Source organism: Flavobacterium sp. 316, assembly GCF_000967805.1.
Lineage (GTDB): Bacteria > Bacteroidota > Bacteroidia > Flavobacteriales > Flavobacteriaceae > Flavobacterium > Flavobacterium sediminilitoris.
This window is the reverse complement of record NZ_JYGZ01000001.1, coordinates 1-17,213: the sequence shown is the minus strand read 5'-3', so window position 1 is coordinate 17,213 and position 17,213 is coordinate 1. Positions and strand designations below refer to the sequence as shown.

At 27.3% G+C, this 17,213-nt stretch carries 16 protein-coding genes; 13 read left to right on the top strand and 3 right to left on the bottom strand.

All coding sequences use genetic code 11. The annotated features are described in order from the left end of the window. The first annotated feature begins 29 nt into the window (after positions 1-29). From SY27_RS00080 to SY27_RS00060, 5 genes are all read left to right on the top strand, one after another. On the top strand, positions 30-1,085 hold the full coding sequence (locus SY27_RS00080) for a DUF3810 domain-containing protein (protein WP_045966297.1): 1,056 nt from the start codon (positions 30-32) through the stop codon (positions 1,083-1,085). Positions 1,086-1,091: 6 nt separating this feature from the next. Next, positions 1,092-3,683 carry a LytTR family transcriptional regulator DNA-binding domain-containing protein gene (locus SY27_RS00075; RefSeq protein ID WP_045966296.1) on the top strand — a complete coding sequence of 864 codons (2,592 nt, stop codon included), beginning with the start codon at positions 1,092-1,094 and terminating at the stop codon, positions 3,681-3,683. 154 nt (positions 3,684-3,837) lie between these two features. Then, positions 3,838-5,997: a T9SS type A sorting domain-containing protein gene (locus tag SY27_RS00070; RefSeq protein ID WP_045966294.1), complete on the top strand. Its 2,160-nt coding sequence runs from the start codon at positions 3,838-3,840 to the stop codon at positions 5,995-5,997. Positions 5,998-6,050: 53 nt separating this feature from the next. After that, positions 6,051-7,970, top strand: a complete 1,920-nt coding sequence (locus SY27_RS00065) for a T9SS type A sorting domain-containing protein (protein WP_045966293.1) — start codon at positions 6,051-6,053, stop codon at positions 7,968-7,970. 43 nt (positions 7,971-8,013) lie between these two features. Then, positions 8,014-8,214 carry a hypothetical protein gene (locus SY27_RS00060; RefSeq protein WP_045966291.1) on the top strand — a complete coding sequence of 67 codons (201 nt, stop codon included), beginning with the start codon at positions 8,014-8,016 and terminating at the stop codon, positions 8,212-8,214. A gap of 117 nt (positions 8,215-8,331) precedes the next feature. Here SY27_RS00060 and SY27_RS00055 read toward each other — a convergent pair whose 3' ends face one another. After that, positions 8,332-9,636: an NAD(P)/FAD-dependent oxidoreductase gene (locus SY27_RS00055; protein ID WP_045966289.1), complete on the bottom strand. Its 1,305-nt coding sequence runs from the start codon at positions 9,634-9,636 to the stop codon at positions 8,332-8,334. Positions 9,637-9,751: 115 nt separating this feature from the next. On the opposite strand from SY27_RS00055, the gene SY27_RS00050 reads away from it, so the two are divergent. The 3 genes from SY27_RS00050 to SY27_RS00040 are packed head-to-tail and all read left to right on the top strand — an operon-like array spanning position 9,752 to position 11,748. Continuing rightward, positions 9,752-10,246 carry an RNA polymerase sigma factor gene (locus tag SY27_RS00050; RefSeq protein WP_045966287.1) on the top strand — a complete coding sequence of 165 codons (495 nt, stop codon included), beginning with the start codon at positions 9,752-9,754 and terminating at the stop codon, positions 10,244-10,246. A gap of 3 nt (positions 10,247-10,249) precedes the next feature. Next, the gene (locus tag SY27_RS00045; RefSeq protein ID WP_045966285.1) at positions 10,250-10,891 is read left to right on the top strand and encodes a hypothetical protein; all 642 of its coding nucleotides are present in this window, start codon (positions 10,250-10,252) and stop codon (positions 10,889-10,891) included. After that, positions 10,888-11,748, top strand: a complete 861-nt coding sequence (locus SY27_RS00040) for a TraB/GumN family protein (RefSeq protein ID WP_045966283.1) — start codon at positions 10,888-10,890, stop codon at positions 11,746-11,748. Before SY27_RS00045 ends, SY27_RS00040 begins: the two co-directional genes overlap by 4 nt. A gap of 41 nt (positions 11,749-11,789) precedes the next feature. On the opposite strand, the gene SY27_RS00035 is transcribed toward SY27_RS00040, so the two are convergent. Together SY27_RS00035 and SY27_RS00030 are read right to left on the bottom strand one after the other, a co-directional pair. Beyond that, positions 11,790-12,593 (bottom strand): 1-acyl-sn-glycerol-3-phosphate acyltransferase, encoded by an 804-nt coding sequence (locus SY27_RS00035; protein ID WP_045966281.1) that lies wholly within the window; start codon positions 12,591-12,593, stop codon positions 11,790-11,792. 96 nt (positions 12,594-12,689) lie between these two features. Continuing rightward, a complete protein-coding gene (locus tag SY27_RS00030) occupies positions 12,690-13,334 on the bottom strand; it encodes a CoA pyrophosphatase (RefSeq protein WP_045966279.1) in 645 nt (214 codons plus the stop codon). 65 nt (positions 13,335-13,399) lie between these two features. Between SY27_RS00030 and SY27_RS00025 the strand changes: the two genes are divergently transcribed. The 5 genes from SY27_RS00025 to SY27_RS00005 all read left to right on the top strand — a co-directional run bounded on the left by SY27_RS00025 (position 13,400) and on the right by SY27_RS00005 (position 16,624). Continuing rightward, entirely contained in the window at positions 13,400-13,843 is a 444-nt protein-coding gene (locus SY27_RS00025) for a DUF4268 domain-containing protein (protein WP_045966277.1), read from the top strand. A gap of 79 nt (positions 13,844-13,922) precedes the next feature. Then, positions 13,923-14,393: a peptide-methionine (R)-S-oxide reductase MsrB gene (msrB, locus tag SY27_RS00020; protein ID WP_045966275.1), complete on the top strand. Its 471-nt coding sequence runs from the start codon at positions 13,923-13,925 to the stop codon at positions 14,391-14,393. Between the two features lie 37 nt (positions 14,394-14,430). Further along, positions 14,431-14,919 carry a hypothetical protein gene (locus SY27_RS00015; RefSeq protein WP_045966273.1) on the top strand — a complete coding sequence of 163 codons (489 nt, stop codon included), beginning with the start codon at positions 14,431-14,433 and terminating at the stop codon, positions 14,917-14,919. Further along, positions 14,907-15,581 (top strand): hypothetical protein, encoded by a 675-nt coding sequence (locus SY27_RS00010; protein ID WP_045966271.1) that lies wholly within the window; start codon positions 14,907-14,909, stop codon positions 15,579-15,581. The genes SY27_RS00015 and SY27_RS00010 overlap by 13 nt, the downstream gene beginning before the upstream one ends. Continuing rightward, positions 15,581-16,624 (top strand): hypothetical protein, encoded by a 1,044-nt coding sequence (locus SY27_RS00005; protein ID WP_045966269.1) that lies wholly within the window; start codon positions 15,581-15,583, stop codon positions 16,622-16,624. The genes SY27_RS00010 and SY27_RS00005 overlap by 1 nt, the downstream gene beginning before the upstream one ends. Positions 16,625-17,213: the final 589 nt, after the last annotated feature.

Here is a 17,213-nt window from a genome sequence, read left to right as displayed (position 1 = left end):
AATTATATTTACGTTTTAATATTACAGCTTTGCAAAAAAAACACATACTTCCCTTATTATTAGTACTTCAAATTGTTCTTGTAAAAACATTAGCACAATTTCCAACATTCATTGAAGAATGGTATAGTAATGGATTATACCCTAAAATGGCTCTTCTTTCTAGAAGAATATTAGGCTGGATTCCTTTCTCTATTGGAGATATAATTTATTTCATTTTGATTTTTCTTTTAATTCGCTCAATTTGGAAGCATAGAAAAGGATTTTTTAAAAACTGGAAAACAAATGGATTAACAGTATTAAGTTGGTTTTCTATTTTCTATTTTCTATTCCACTTTTTATGGGGAATGAATTATTATAGAATTCCACTAAACGAAAAATTAAATATCAAAAAAGAGTATAGTATTGATGAGCTAGAAGCTTTTACCTATAAAATGATTAGTAAAACAAATGCTTTACAAAAATTAATCACAGGGAATGATTCTATTGCTGTAAAAATACCTTATTCTGATACAGAAATCTTTAATTTAGCTGTAAATGGGTATCAAAATTTGCCTGAAAATTTAAAATGTTTTCAATATACAAACAAAAGTATTAAAGCTTCTCTTTTAAGTTATCCTTTAAGTTATATGGGTTTTGGAGGATATTTAAATCCTTTTACTAATGAAGCACAAGTAAATGTTCTAAAGCCAAAATTTAACTCCCCAATGACTACTTGTCACGAAATGGCACATCAAACAGGAATAGGAAGCGAAAGTGAATGCAATTTTATTGGTTTTATTGCTGCTATTAATAATGATGACATTTATTTTCAATATTCAGCTTATAATTTCATCACTCGATATTGCTTAGGAAATCTGGAAAGAATTCAAGAAGGTAAAAGCGATATTTTTTTAACAAAATTAAATAAAGGTGTTTTAAAAAATTTTGATGAAAATGAAACTTTTTGGAAAGATCACCACACTCCTATTGATACTTTTTTTGAATATTTTTATGATAATTTCTTAAAATTAAATCAGCAAAAAGATGGTTTAGAAAGCTATAGTAAATTTGTTGGATTAATGATTAGGTATGATGAAAAATTTTAACTTAACATGAGTTTTAGAATAGCTTTTCTTCCTTTATTTTTTTTACATCTATTCGGTTACTCTCAGGATTATATTTATAAAGAGTTTGGATTAAATGAAGGGTTACCTAGTTCTCAAGTTTATGATATTTACCAAGACAAAAACGGGATAATTTGGTTTGCAACTGATAGAGGTATTGCAAATTACAATGGCTATGAAATAAAGACATTTGGAATAAAAGATGGAGTTCTAAATAATGTTGTTCTGAACCTTTATCCGCAAAAAAACGGTGTTGTTTACTGCTCAACTTTTAACAACCAGCTTTTCTATTTTAATGAAAATTTTACAGGATTTAAACCTTATAAATACAATAACCTATTATCAAAATATTTAAAAAATAATCAAACCATTTTAAATTTATATATAGATGATAATAACACTATAAACATAGGTTGTGAATCTATGAATGGAAAACTATCCATTTCAAATAATGGAAAAGTTACTACTAAAACGGTAAAAAACACATATTTATCAATTGAAAAAACATATACTGTTTTTGAAAAAAAACCTAATAATGCTATTTTTTATTATTTATCAAATAATTCTTCTCAAGTAAAAAATAAAGACTTTAATTTTATTAAAAATGAGAACAATGTTAAAAATCAGGTTATTCTACTTAAAAATGATAATTATTTAATTCACAAAAGTCTTAATTCCATTTCTATATTTAACAAAAATGGAGACAAGGTTAAAGAAATTAAAACCAATTATAATCCACTATATATAAAGGCATTGAATGAAACACATTTTTTCATTGGATATTTGTATGGTGGTGGGAAAATTGTTGATGTAAAAGGGAATATCATTGAAAGTTTCTTAGAAAATGAATCTATTAGTAATTTTTTAATCGATCATGAAGGAGGTTATTGGCTAACAACTCTTCATTCAGGTGTTTATTATATAAAAGAGCCCAAAATAAAAGTATATAGCCAAAGTCCATTAAGAAAACCTATAAACTCACTCACAAAAAACAATAAAAATGAAATTTTTGTAGGATATAATGATGGAAAAGTCTTAAAAATTGATTCTAAAGGGAATTCTTCTATTATTTATAATTCAAAAGAAAAACTAAGAGCATTTGTAGAATTTGATGCTAAAACAAATAACATTTATCTGCAATCACACAATCATTTAATTATTAATGAAAATTTCACAAACAAGCAAAAATATATAGCTTATGTATTAAAAGTTTCAGAACCCAGTGAAAAAGGATTGATTTTTTCTCATATAAATAGAATAACATTAGTTAGCGGGAAAGATAATGATACTTATAAATTAATAGCTTTCCCATTTAGGGTTCATGATGCTTGTTATTGGAATGATGACATTTATCTTGGTACTTTTGAAGGTTCATACATTTATAGCAATGAAAAACTCCATGATCTTTCCAAAATAAATAGTCTATTTAAAAATAGAGTTGATGATGTTGATTATAATGAAGAAAGAAACGAATTGTACTTTGCTACAATTGGTAATGGATTAATTGTATATAACAAGAATAATGAAAATGTATATTCAATTTCTAAAAAAGAAGGTCTTTTAAGCGATATTGTTAATGAAATTCATATTGAAAATAAAAATGAGATTTGGGTTTGCACAAATTCAGGCTTGAATAAAATATTTTTTGATAAAAATGGACATTATAAGATTACTGGATTAAAAAGCTCTAATGGTCTTCTAAATGATGGTATAAATGATGTTGAGATTCTTAATGATACCGTTTGGATTGCATCAAAAAAAGGATTAGTCTATGCTCCAGAATCATTGTTTGAAAATGTAAAAGAAGATAAAAACAATTATTTAAAAATTAATCGTGTATATGTAAATGATTCTCTTTCATCCATAAAAAGTTTAAAAAACCTTTCCTATTATGAAAACAGAATTGAATTGTTTTTTGAAGGTATATCTTTTAAAAACAATAATGAATTAACATATAAATATACTTTAGAAGGATTAGATAAAAAATGGTATTATACAAAAAACAGAAAAATTACTTTTCCTTCATTACCAAACGGAAATTACATTTTTAAAGTTGCAGTATTAACATCTCTTAAAGATAAAAACATTAAATATTTAAAAATTCCAATCTCAATAAAAGCCCCATTTTGGAAAACAAGCTGGTTTATCATTTTATCTATTTTTTCATTGATTACTCTAATTTATCTATTTTTCAAAACAAGAGTTCTGGTTTATAATCAAGATATTATTAGAGAATTATTAAGATTATTAATGAAAAAAATTAAAAGAAAAGAAAAATATTATGCTTTTAAAGAAGCTGGAAAAGAAATTAGAATCAAAACAGATACTATATTATATGTTAAGTCTTCTGGGAACTATATTGACCTTAAAACAGAGAACAAAACCTATACAATAAGATGTAAAATAGGCGATTTCATTTCTTCAACACCAGATCCATTAGAATACTTAAGAATTCATCGTTCTTACATTATCCGAATTGACAAAGTAGAATCAAAATCTAAAACTGAGATTGTAATTAAAGATGAAAAACTTCCTGTAAGTAATAGTTATGAAATAGAAATTGAAAAGCTCTTTTTTTAATATAAAACATTTATCACATTATAATACCAATTCGTCACATTTCTTAATTTGTTCATCACTATTTAGATACTGTTTAATCACAAATGCTTTAAAATAAGCTTCTTTATGCGATATAGGTACTACTTTTATCCTACAAACTTTTAAACATTTTAACATGAAAAAAACAGTCCTTCTCTTTTTTTTGTTCTCAGTATTATTTGCTTCTGCTCAATTTAATTTTAGTTTTAAATTTTATAATACAAATAATACACAAATAGGAGTGAATACACCTATTCAATATGACAATGCAAATAGTTGGTATTTATATACTCAACAAATAGACTTATCACAATCTGTTTGTGAAGGAGATCAAATAACTATTAAAAATTTTTCAAATGGGTCTTTACTTCCTTCAATTGGGAATTATAGCTTAACTTCTACTACATTATGGGATGTTAAACCAGGATATACTTATAAAACAAATCCTAATTTATCTTTTGATAATGCATGGAGTACTTCTGGGACAATTATTGATAATCAAATATGGAATAATAATACTGGAATAACATATACAATTCCGAACTCAACTGGTTCCGGACAATATGCTTATCATACTATTTTAATTGCGCCTGTACTCAATGGACATTTTGCTGGAGTTTACAACTCTAATTCTGGTTGTCAAAGAGTTATAGCATTAAAAATTAAAGTAAAAAAAGCACCTATTTGCATTACAAATAAGAACATTTGTGAAGGAGAATCAATAACTAATATGCTTTTAGGAATAGAATCTGGAATAACAGCTTCAAATTGGCTTCCAAATGATCCTAGAATAAATACTCCTACTCAAAACACAAATTACAGTGTTACCTTAAGTAATGGTACATGTTCTTTTAATTGCAGTTTTTCAATAAAAATAATTAAACCTGAATTTGAATTAATTTCTGACAACTATGTTTGTGGAGGTAATTTACCCTATTTAAGTGACATTAGCGTTTTTGATTATAATTATAAAAAAATAACAATTAATAATTTGGTTGTTTTTGATAATTATAATATAACAAATAATAATTATTTTGATAGTAATTATTATTTGAAACTAAACTCTTCTGGTATATATAATATTACTGTTACCTATATGACCTATTCGGGTGAAGAATGTTCTAAAACCTATACTATTAATTTATTAAAAAGTATTAAAATACCACTTCCTACTATCTTTTCAATGTGCAACAATTTTGAACAGATTTGTGCTCCATTAGCACCTGTAGGTTCTAATTATTCGTATCAATGGTGGGGACCATCAGCAGGAAGTAATAGTTCAACATTACTTAGTACTAGTTCTTGTTTTACTCCTAACGTGCATGGTAGTTTTTTATTAAAAGTTACAAATCAATATGGCTGTTCTGAAACACATCATTTTAGTGTTACAAACTCTATCCCTCAACCAAATTTAGGAAGTAACATTGTTGTTTGTAAAGGAGAAAGAATGCCTACAATTTCAATTCCTTATGAAATATTTGGAAACTCTGGTTATACAATTACATGGTATATAAATGGTATTGTTGTTCAAAATGGTGGCACTACATTACAAATGTCTCCTGGAAATGGAAGTACGGTTACTGTAACCATATCAAAGTCAGGATGCAAAACTCCATCAAACAGCATAACAGTTACTATACAAGATTGTAACCCAACTGCTATAATGTCAATTACTAACGGTGAACGAATTAATTCAATGTCATCAAAGTATGGTCCAATTAATGTTCCTGAAGTTTGTTTACCTGGTGCTATTATTGACGGTTCAGCAAGTCATCATGAGAACTCATATTTTGTAGAATTAGCAAAATTTGATTTAACAACATGGTCAGATATTGGATCTCCATTGTATTCTGGTTGGGTTCCAGGAGGAACAACAGTCCCAAATTATTTAAATGTTAGCACACTCTTAGGTACAAATCTTAACTTACAAACTGGTGTCGTTTATCGTTTCAGACTTGCTGTTGGCCCTATTTGGCATTCAACAGATGTATTCTTTACAGTAAAAACATGTCGTAGCTCACAATTATTTGTAAGTAAATCTGATGAGAATACAATAGGTGAAAACTTTATGACCGCTTATCCAAATCCTATAGAAAGTGATTTCTCAATTCAATTACAAAATGAAAGTAATGGAAAACTAGAAATTATAGATATTACTGGAAGAATAATTTACACAGAAGAGTTTAAGAGTAAAAAGAATTTTGAACTTAGTTTAGAAAACAACAATTCAGGGATTTATTTGGTAAAAATCACATCTGATACAATAACAACTACCAAAAAAATAATAAAAAAATAATAACAATAAAGCACTCTATTTTAAAAAGAGAGTGCTTTTAATACATTATACTGATGAAAAAAATATTATACTTTATAGCAATTATACTTTTTATTAATTATACCTATAGTCAAGAATTAATAAAAAATAATGGCTTTGAACAAGGAACAATCCCTACCTATTCTCCAGATTATATTGGTAATTTCCCTGAAAATGTTCCTTATTGGAGACAGGGCTGTGACACTGATAATGTTCTAGGTAATCTTCTCACTCCAGACATATTAACTCTTGGAGCAACAGCTTGTTATTGGAAAGTTCCAAACAGTGACCATACATTAAACTTACCTGTAAGAACAGCAGGAACAACAAGATATGTTTATTGTGGTTATAGTCAAAATCTTAATTTAAAGGAGTCTATAATTGGTGAGTTAAATCAACCTCTAACCGCAGGAACATATAACGTTTCATTCTATGGCTCAAAAGTGCAAGGAAAAGGATACTGTGCTGGATCTAACACAACATATCCATCAAACAATCCCGGAGCCACTATTGAAGTTATTTTAAGAAAATCAACAGATCTATGTAATTCATCTTCTGCTGTAATGTGGACTTCTACACAAATTAACACATTGGGAAGCTGGCAACAGTCTGGTGGTTCATTTGTTATTGATTGTGCTGCTGCTGCAAAAAACTATGATAGAATAGAATTTAGAATCAAAGCACAAAGCGGAGTTAATGGAATATTTTTAGATGATGTTTCCTTAAAAAAAGTAGATATAAATCCAATAATTAATGTTTCCAAATTTTATTGTTCAAATACTCCTCTAACTTTTTCTGGATCAATACCTTCAGGTGAAAATTCATTAACTCACATGTGGGAAATACAAGAATGTAATTACAATGGAACTATTTTAATAGGCTCTCCTTTACATAATCAATGGCTTTGGGGAAATCCGTCTCCATACACTTTTCCTAGTAGTCTAAATTTACCTTGTAATAAATATTATAGAGTAAAGCTAGCAACCAGCAATAATGTTTCTTGTGAATGGGTAGAATCTTCGAAAGTAATCTATTTAAATTGTGCACCAACTTTAAATCCTATTCCTAATCAGACTATTTGTAATGGAGATAGTGCTTCTTTTACCATTTCAACTAGTAATTGGCCTGTGCAAGTGTATAATGGAGCTTCGTTAGTAGGAACTTTTTATTCCAATCCTATAACTCTTTCTCCTACTCTAACAACCAATTATACTTTCAAAGTTACTAATGGTGCAAAATATAGTTGCTCAACAACACAGAGTACTACGATAACAGTAAAAAACTGTCCAAGAGCTTGTTTTTCCATTAAAAACATCTATAGTCAACAAACTGAACCATCTTTGTATGGACCTACATCCGTAAAAATATTATGTTTACCTCAAATTGAAATTGATGGAAGTTGCAGCACAAATGAACAAGGCTATCATATAAGAATTGCTGAGTTCAATCTTAACTCTTGGCAATTTATACCAGCAGATTATTACAGTGGTTGGGTTGGTTCAGGAACAGCTCCTAATTCAATAAACTTAACAAGCTTAATTTCTACACCTTCTGCAAATAATGGATGGACATCTCGATCATTTGACCCTACTAAATTATATATTGTAACTTTTGATGTTGGTCCAACTTGGCATTCTGCACCAGCTCAATTTTTTAGAGTACAAAATTGCATAAGCGTTAGTTTAGAAAATTTTAAAGATGATAAAACAAATACTACGATAAACATTTATCCAAATCCAACTAAAGATAATATCACAATTACAGTAGGTGAATTTGAAAAAATAATTTCCTATACAATTTATGATAGCACAGGATTTACAGTTGATCTAAATAGTAAATTTCATTCAGAATCTAACACGCAAAAAATAAATTTAAGCAATTTAAGAAAAGGACTTTACATAATTAATATAGAAACTGACAAAGGGAATTATAAAAAGCAATTTATTAAAGAATGATATCAATAACTTTTTTAATCTTAAACATTTAAATATAATAATCATGAAAAAAAATCTAAAAAAAATTAGCGATTTCAATGAAAAGCTAATTCAAAAAAATCAACTTTATACTATAACTGGTAAAGGTTTAATAACAGATCCTAATAATGATCCGGAATCAAGTAGTCCTGTCGGAGATGACAATGTCGCAAATCCTAACCCTAATCCAAACTATAACCCTATAACTAGGAGTGATAAAAAATAATTTTAGGTAATTAAATAACATTAATCCGATTATGATTTATACATAATCGGATTTTTTTATAAAATATAATATTGTTAATTCTTTAATTAAAGTAAAGCTATAAAAATATAATAAAAATTATATTTCATCACTTGTAAAACTCGCTATTTGCTTCTTTTTATAAGGTCTTATAATTAATCTTGCTTCTCTATCAAAACGAATATAATTGTAAACCCAGTTTAAAAATACAACTGCTTTATTTTTAAAACCAATTAATGAAAACAAATGCACAAACATCCAAACAAACCACGCAAAAACACCACTAAAATGATATTTTGGTAAATCTACAACTGCTTTATTCCTTCCAATAGTTGCCATTGATCCTTTATCTTTATATTCAAAAGGAATCATTTCTTTTTTATTAAGCAAACGAACTAAATTATCAGCCAAATGTCTTCCTTGTTGCATTGCGGGTTGAGCCATCATAGGATGACCTTGTGGAAAATCTTCTAAAGCCATAACTGCAATGTCTCCTATCGCAAAAATAGTATCATAACCTTCTACTTGACTATATTGATTTACTTTTATTCTTTCTGCTCTTTCAATTAAAGAATTAGCATCTAAACCACCTATTAAAGCTCCTTGAACACCTGCTGTCCATATTACTGTTGCGCTATCAAATGACAAATCAGAATTTGTGCTAACTGTTTTACTATCATATCCAGTAACACGCACATTTTTCCATACACTTACTCCTAGTTTTACTAAAAATTCTTCTGCTTTTTTAGAAGCATGTTCGCTCATGGTATTCAAAATTCTATCACCACTTTGAATAAGATTAATTTCCATTTTTCGAACATCTAAATCCGGATAATCCTTAGGTAAAATTGCTTTTTTCATTTCTGCTAAAGCTCCTGCTAACTCCACACCTGTTGGTCCACCACCTACTAGAACAAAATTCATTAAACTATTTCGTTCTTCTATATCATTAGTTAACAATGCTTGCTCAAAATTTTCTAGAATTAAACTCCTAATATTCAAAGATTGAGGAATTGTTTTCATCGCCATACAATTTCGCTCCATTTCTTTATTACCAAAAAAATTAGTTTTAGAACCTGTAGCTAATACTAAATAGTCATATTTCAATTCTCCAATATCTGCAATTATCCTATTTTTTTTAGCATCAATCTCCTTCACATCTGCTAATCTAAAGTAGAAATCATTATGTTCTTGAACAACTTTTCGAATAGGGTATGCAATAGAATCTGGCTCAAGACCTCCTGTTGCTACTTGATACATTAACGGTTGAAAATTATGATAATTATGTTTGTCTAATAATACAACTTGAGCCTTTTTATTTCTTAGTTTTTTGGCTAAAGCAATGCCAGCAAATCCTCCTCCAATAATAACAATTCTTGGGAAACTACTACGTGGTATATTCATTTTTGAGTCACTCTTTATGTGTCCCAAAGATACAAAGTTTTTAAATTTTAAAATTAAGAATATTTTTTTTCATGTTACTTTGTAACAACATTCATAAAATAACTACTTATAGAATATGAATTCAACATCGGAAGAACATTTTGTAAAACAATTACAAGAAAATCAGAATATAATCCACAAAATTTGTAGGTTATATACTACTGATGAAGACTCACATAAGGACTTATTTCAGGAAATAACTATTCAACTTTGGAAAGCCTTTCCAAAGTTTAGAGGAGATTCTAAATTTACAACTTGGGCATATCGAGTTGGATTAAACACAGCTATTACATTATATCGTAAGAAGAAAAAAACATTAAATACAATTGAATTTGATAATACTTTTCATAAAGTAAAACAAGAAGATTACAATTTTGAAGAGGAAGAGCAACTTAAACTCCTATATAGTGCCATAAGTGAATTGAATGATATTGAAAAAGCATTAGTTTTTTTATATCTTGAAGATAAAGATTATACCGAAATATCAGAAACACTTGGTATTAGTGAGGTAAATGCTAGAGTGAAAATGAACAGAGTAAAAGGAAAATTAAAAAAAATATTAAATCCGTAACCAATGGATGAACTAGATATATTAAAAAAAGATTGGAAAAAAAGAGATCATTCTTTCAACCAACTTACGGAAACAGACATCTATAAGATGATACACAAGAAGTCTTCTTCTATTGTGAAATGGATTTTGATTATAAGTATTTTAGAAATTTTATTTTGGACTACTTTAAGCTTTATAACATCCGATGAAAACTATTTTAAAACACTTGAAACATATCATTTAAATATTATAATACCTATTATAGGCATTATTAATTATTCAGTAATACTATTTTTCATCTTTTTATTTTATAAAAATTTCAAAAATATTAATACTACTGAAACTGTAAAAAAATTAATGCAATCTATTTTAAAAACCCGAAAAACTGTTACATACTATGTTTGGTACAACCTTATTATGACATTTTTGATGTTTATTTTAGTGTTTTCTTTCCAAATTAAATATGACGCTAATTTAAATAACCTTATTGAAAAAACGTCACAAAGTATGAATCCAAATATTTTCTATATATTATTATTCGCTTTCTATATAATTATTGCATTAATAATAATAGCTTTAATATGGCTATTCTATAAATTAATTTATGGCATTTTACTAAAACGATTAAACAACAATTATAAAGAACTTAAAAAATTAGACTTATGACAACTAGAATCATTTTAACAATAACTTCTTTTATTATTGCCTTGGTTACTAATGCTCAGAAATTAGACAATAGCCTCCTATGGAAAATTTCTGGAAATGGATTAGAAAAACCTTCTTACTTATACGGAACAATGCATGCTGTTTGTGAAACAAATATAGATGAAGATGTAATGAAAGCATTTGAAGAAACCGATCAATTATATTTAGAATTAGATATGGATGATCCAAACTTACAAGCTTCAATGATGAATGGGCTTATGATGAAAGATGGTATTACAATTACTTCTTTAATATCTGAAGATGATGCAAAACTATTAGATGCTTTTTTAATTAAAAATGTTGGATACTCATTAAGCCTAATCAATACATTTAAACCATTCATGGTCTCAACAATGTATTTACCTAAATTACTCGATTGCCCAATGAAAGCAGTAGATTTAGAACTAATGAAAATATCTAAGGAACAAAATGAAGAAACTTTTGGTTTAGAAACTGTAGAAGATCAGCTAGCTGTTTTTGATAGAATACCTTATAAAGTACAAATTGAAGAGCTAATGAAAGTAGCAAAAAATGGGTTAGTTAATGATAAAAAAGAAATTCAAAAGATGTTAACGGTTTACAAAAGTGAAAACATTGAAGAAATGCTAAAACTAACCAAAGATTCAGATAATAAAATAACTTCTAAATTTTCTGAAGAATTATTAATAAAAAGAAATAAAAACTGGATTCCTATTATTGAAAAAGTAGTAAAAGAAAAACCAACATTTATAGGAGTTGGAGCAGGTCATCTAGCAGGTAATAATGGTGTTATTAAATTATTACAAAAGCAAGGTTATAATGTTGAGCCTATTAAATAAAAAAACAATATCCCGTTATCAAAAAATAACGGGATATTCTATTAATATCTCCACATTCTTTCTTTATCAAGTTTTGCTTGTTCTTCTAATTCTTCTACTGGAATAACTTTCAAAAAAGATGGATGTTGCTCAATTGCATATTCAATTTTTTCTACAATGCTATCAACAGTGTCATTTTCATAATCTATATCTAAAGGTGGTTTTATAACAAAAGATTGCAGAATTCCTTTCTTTTTTATTCTAAGTCCTTTTCTATCAAAAGAACGTCTAAAGCCATCAATTACAATAGGAACTACAATTGGTTTATGTTGCATTATAATATGAGCTGTCCCTTTTCTTACAGGCTTAAAAGAGCGTGTAGTACCTTGTGGAAAAGTAATAACCCAACCATCTTCTAAAGCAATTTTAATATTTTCAGTATCATTAGGGTTTACATCCCTTTTAACATCTTCTCCTTTCGCTCTCCATGTTCGTTCTACGGTTATAGCTCCTGCATATGCTAAAACTTTTGGCAACAATCCTTCTGTCATTGTTTCTTTCGCTGCTACATAATACATATTCATTTTTGGTTGCCACAAATACCCTACATTCTTTATATTGTTTTCTCTTCCTTTCAATGCGGCATTAAAAACATGAAACATAGAAACAACATCTGCAAAATAAGTCTGATGATTTGATATAAATAATACGTTTGTATCTGGTAATGATCTAATAATTTCAGATCCTTCAATATGTAATTTATTAAATCCTCTATAGCGTTTATGAGTAAAAACACCTGCTATACGAATTAACCATTTTTTCAAAAATAATATATGTCCAAAAGGATTTCTTTTTATCAATCCCATAGTTTTTTATGTATTTAAGTCTAGAAATAGGGCTACAAATGTAATAAAACCTATCTCTTATTTATTAAAAAACAACTAAAAGTTAAATTACAATTACTAAAATTGAATTACATTTTTAATTGCTTCTTTTAATTCACTCATCATCATTGCTGTAGCTCCCCAAACTACATACTTTTCTACCATAAAAGCAGGTACTTCAATATCAGTTGCATAAGAAGTAGTCATTTTTACTTTAGTAATTGTTCGTTCATCTAAAAATAAAGATAAAGGAAATTCAAGTACACTTTTTACTTCATCAAAATCAGGAATAAACTTTAACTCTTCATTAGAAATTCCCATAAAAGGAGAAACTAAAAAATTACTTGGCGGGATATAAACTTTACTAAACGGTCTAATTACCTCTATCTTATCTGGAGAAATTCCAACCTCCTCATGTGTTTCCCTTAGAGCCGTCTCCGTTAAGTTTTTATCTTCTGTTTCTACCTTGCCACCAGGAAATCCAATTTGAGAAGAATGCACTCCAGGGTAAGTATTTCGAACAATTAAAGCTAAATGTGTTTGGGCATTCTTAGGATAAAAAAGCATTAATACAGCCGCTTCTCTTGGTTCCTTTTCAAGATAATCCATTTCTTTCAAAAAAGAAATTCTCTCAAGAGGAGCCATTTTTAAGTGAGCTTCTGTTGATAACAACTTTTCTTTTTCTATTTTTGGAACATATTTAATAAAATTCTGAAATAACATTTTTCTTTTTTTGAACAGATAAAGTTAATTCAATTTTTTAATATAAATTAATATTTTAAAGAATAATGTACAGTAAAGAAGAAGCACAAAGAATAAAAAAAGACTTTTGGATACAATTTGCCGAAGAATATCCTAGAAAATGGCTTTTATATAACACAAAAATTAAAGATGTATCATTTAAATTCTTTGTAGACAATAAAAAAGCTCAAGTTTTATTAGAAATAGAACCAAAAGAAGAAAAAAAACGTATAATATATTATGAGAAAATAGAGTCTTTAAAGACTATACTCTTTGAAGATTTCATAAATGATGCTATATTTGAACGAGATTATCATTTAGAATCAGGTAAAATTGTTAGTAGAATCTGGGTTGAAAAAAGAAATATAAGCATTAATAATAAAAATACTTGGAACGAAATATTTGATTTTTTTAATGAAAAAATGGATGCTTTTGAAAGGTTTTTTTATGAACATGAAGAATATATAAATGACTTAGAGACGAACACATAAATAGCGCTTTTGTATGTTAGATATGTAACATTTTCTCATTTTTTTAATTATTACATTTGAGTATTAAAATTATAACATTATGAAAATTTATCTTATTCTAATTTTAATTGCATTACAATCGTGTCAATCACAAACAAAAAAAGAAATAAAACTCAAGATAATAAAGAGTAATTCTGAATGGAAATCTCAACTTACCGAAAAACAATATGAAGTACTTAGAAACAAAGGAACTGAAAAAGCATATACTGGTAAATATTGGAATCATTTTGAAAAAGGAAAATATGTCTGCGCTGCTTGTGAAAATGAACTTTTTACATCAGATACAAAATATGAATCACACTGTGGTTGGCCATCATTTGATCAGGCTATAAAAGGCTCTGTAATTTATAAAGAAGATTTAACTTTTGGAATGATACGTACAGAAGTAATGTGTGCAAAATGTGGTGGTCATTTAGGACATGTTTTTGATGATGGTCCAAAAGAAACTACTGGAAAACGATTCTGTACAAATTCTGTATCTATAAAATTCATTCCCAAAAATAATAAATAGCCCAAAACAAAAACATCTAAACTTATATTATATAAATATGCTAATAACTTCAATCAGAGAAAATTTTTCAGAAATTATAGAATTACTTAATCAACTTAATGATGAAGACTATATATTTTGTCACCCAGAATTAAGTAATGCTACAATTGGAGAGCATACTAGACATATAATTGAGCTTTATCAAGCTTTAATTGATAATTATAATACTGGAGTTATAAATTATGATAAAAGAGCAAGAAACATATTAATTCAAACTTCTATTATAGAAGCAAAAAGAGCAATAAATAGTATTTTATCAAAAATAGAACTCCCAAATAAAAAGCTAATTCTTGAACAAGGAACTTTACAAATACGTTTTAGTGTTGATACAAACTATTTTAGAGAACTTCTATATAACCTAGAACACAGTATACATCATCAAGCCTTAATAAAAGTAGCTATAATAAAAAACCAAAATATTGAAATTTCTCATAACTTTGGTGTTGCTAAATCTACAATAGAATTTAAAACACAATGTGCACAGTAACTTTTGTCCGTCTAAAAGATAGTTTTTGTATTACATCAAGTCGAGATGAGAAAGTTGCTAGAGAAAGAGCTATTCATCCTACAAAATACATAATAAAAAATAAAGAAATAGTTTTTCCAAAAGATCCAAAAGCAGGTGGAACATGGTTTGCCCATGATAAAAAAAACATCTTAGTTCTACTGAACGGAGCAAAAGAAAAACATATTCCAAAAACGAATTACAGAAAAAGTAGAGGGCTTATTTTAATTGATTTAATAATTACTGATAACCCTTTAAAAGAATGGCATTCAATTGATTTAAACAACATTGAACCATTTACAATAATATATTTCAACGGAATAAAACTATATCAATTTCAGTGGAATGAAATTGAAAAAACTACTCTTGAATTAAACAGTAATGAAAATCACATTTGGTCTTCATCAACTCTATATGAAGAAGAAATAAGAGAAAAACGAAATAACTGGTTCAACAAATTTCTAGTAACAAACTCAGAAATAAAAGCTAATTCTCTTCTAAATTTCCATCAATTTACAGAGCCAACAAACAAAGATTTTGGTCTTCAAATTAACCGAAATAATATTTTAAAAACCGTTAGTATCACTCAAGTAGAAATTAAAAACGAAACTATTTCGTTACAATATATTGATTTATTCGATTAATGAAAAAAATAAAATTATTCCTCCATAAGTTAACTAATTGGGAGTATTGGCCTTACCAAATTGTATACTTTCCTGTATATTTTCAATATTTATATTATGCAGTAAAAGCTAGATCCTTTTTCTTCTTTAATGCTTCAAATCCCACTATCAAAAATGGAGGATTCTTTATGGAGTCAAAAAAAGAGATCTACGATTTAATACCTCAAAAATACTATCCAAAAACGTTACTTTTCATCAAAAACACATCAATTGAAGTTGTAAAAAAATCAATAGAAAATAATCAATTAAACTATCCTTTGATTGGTAAACCAGATATTGGACTAAGAGGTACTGCTGTTAAAAAAATAGATAATGAAACCGAACTCACAAATTATATCAAACGAGCTGATTTTAACTTTTTGATACAAAATCTTATCCCATTTCAAAATGAAATAGGACTATTTTACGTAAAACTTCCAAACGAAAGAACAGGAACGATTACTGGAATAGTGCAAAAAGAATTTTTAATTATAACTGGAAATGGAAAAAATACAATTAGAGAACTTTTAAACCAAGATCCAAGATATCAATTCCAAATAAAAGCTCTAGAAAAAGAATATCCTAATAAAATAGACGAACTATTACCTAAAAATAAAAGCATCAATTTAGTTCCTTATGGAAATCATTGTAGAGGCACAAAATTTGTTGATGCAAGTGATAAAATATCGCCCAAAATGATTGATACCTTTAACAAAATTTGTGATGAAATAAATGGGTTTCATTTTGGCAGAATGGATATAATGTTCAATAATTATGAAGATTTAGAAAATGGTATTAACTTTCAAATAGTAGAGATTAATGGAGCTATTAGTGAACCTACACACATGTATGATCCAAAACATTCATTATTATATGGATGGAAAGAACTTACTAGACATTTTAAATATATGTATCAAATAAGCGCACATAACAAAAAAAATGGTGTCAGATATTTAACTTTTAGTGAGGGAATAAAAGAATTCAAAAAACATCATGAATATTACGATACAATTCTAAAATTTTAACTTTCAAAACTTAAAAGCAACTTATAAATAAGTTGTTTTTTTTATATAATAATATGTTACCATAGAATAACAATTCATAAAAAAATAACTCTTCATTATTATCATCATTAAAAAAAATTCATAGTATACTTGAGAATAAAACTTATAAAATAACTCCAAATAAACCTTAAAATACTAAATTAGAACGAAGTATTCTAAAAAGCATAGTGAGTTTATACAAAACCTATAAATAAGTAAAAAGACTTATTATTAAAAAGCATTCACTAGTTATTAAAAGCTCTGAATGAAATAACCACAAAATTAGTCACAATTTTTGTGGTTATTTCATCTTTAATGCTTTCTCAATTGCTATTTAATCCTATTTTACCTACCTATGTTATAGTAAATAATCGTTGAAATTACTCAACAATAATATGTGTAAACTTGGTAATAGCTAAGAATAATAGAAAAACAACTCTATATCATATATTTTATTCAGATAGAGGTGAAATAACACCAAAATATGTATACCCTAAGAGGCATAAAAACAGTACTTTATGAAAATAAAATTAGCACAAGAATCGATCCAATAAATTTTAAAAACAAAAAA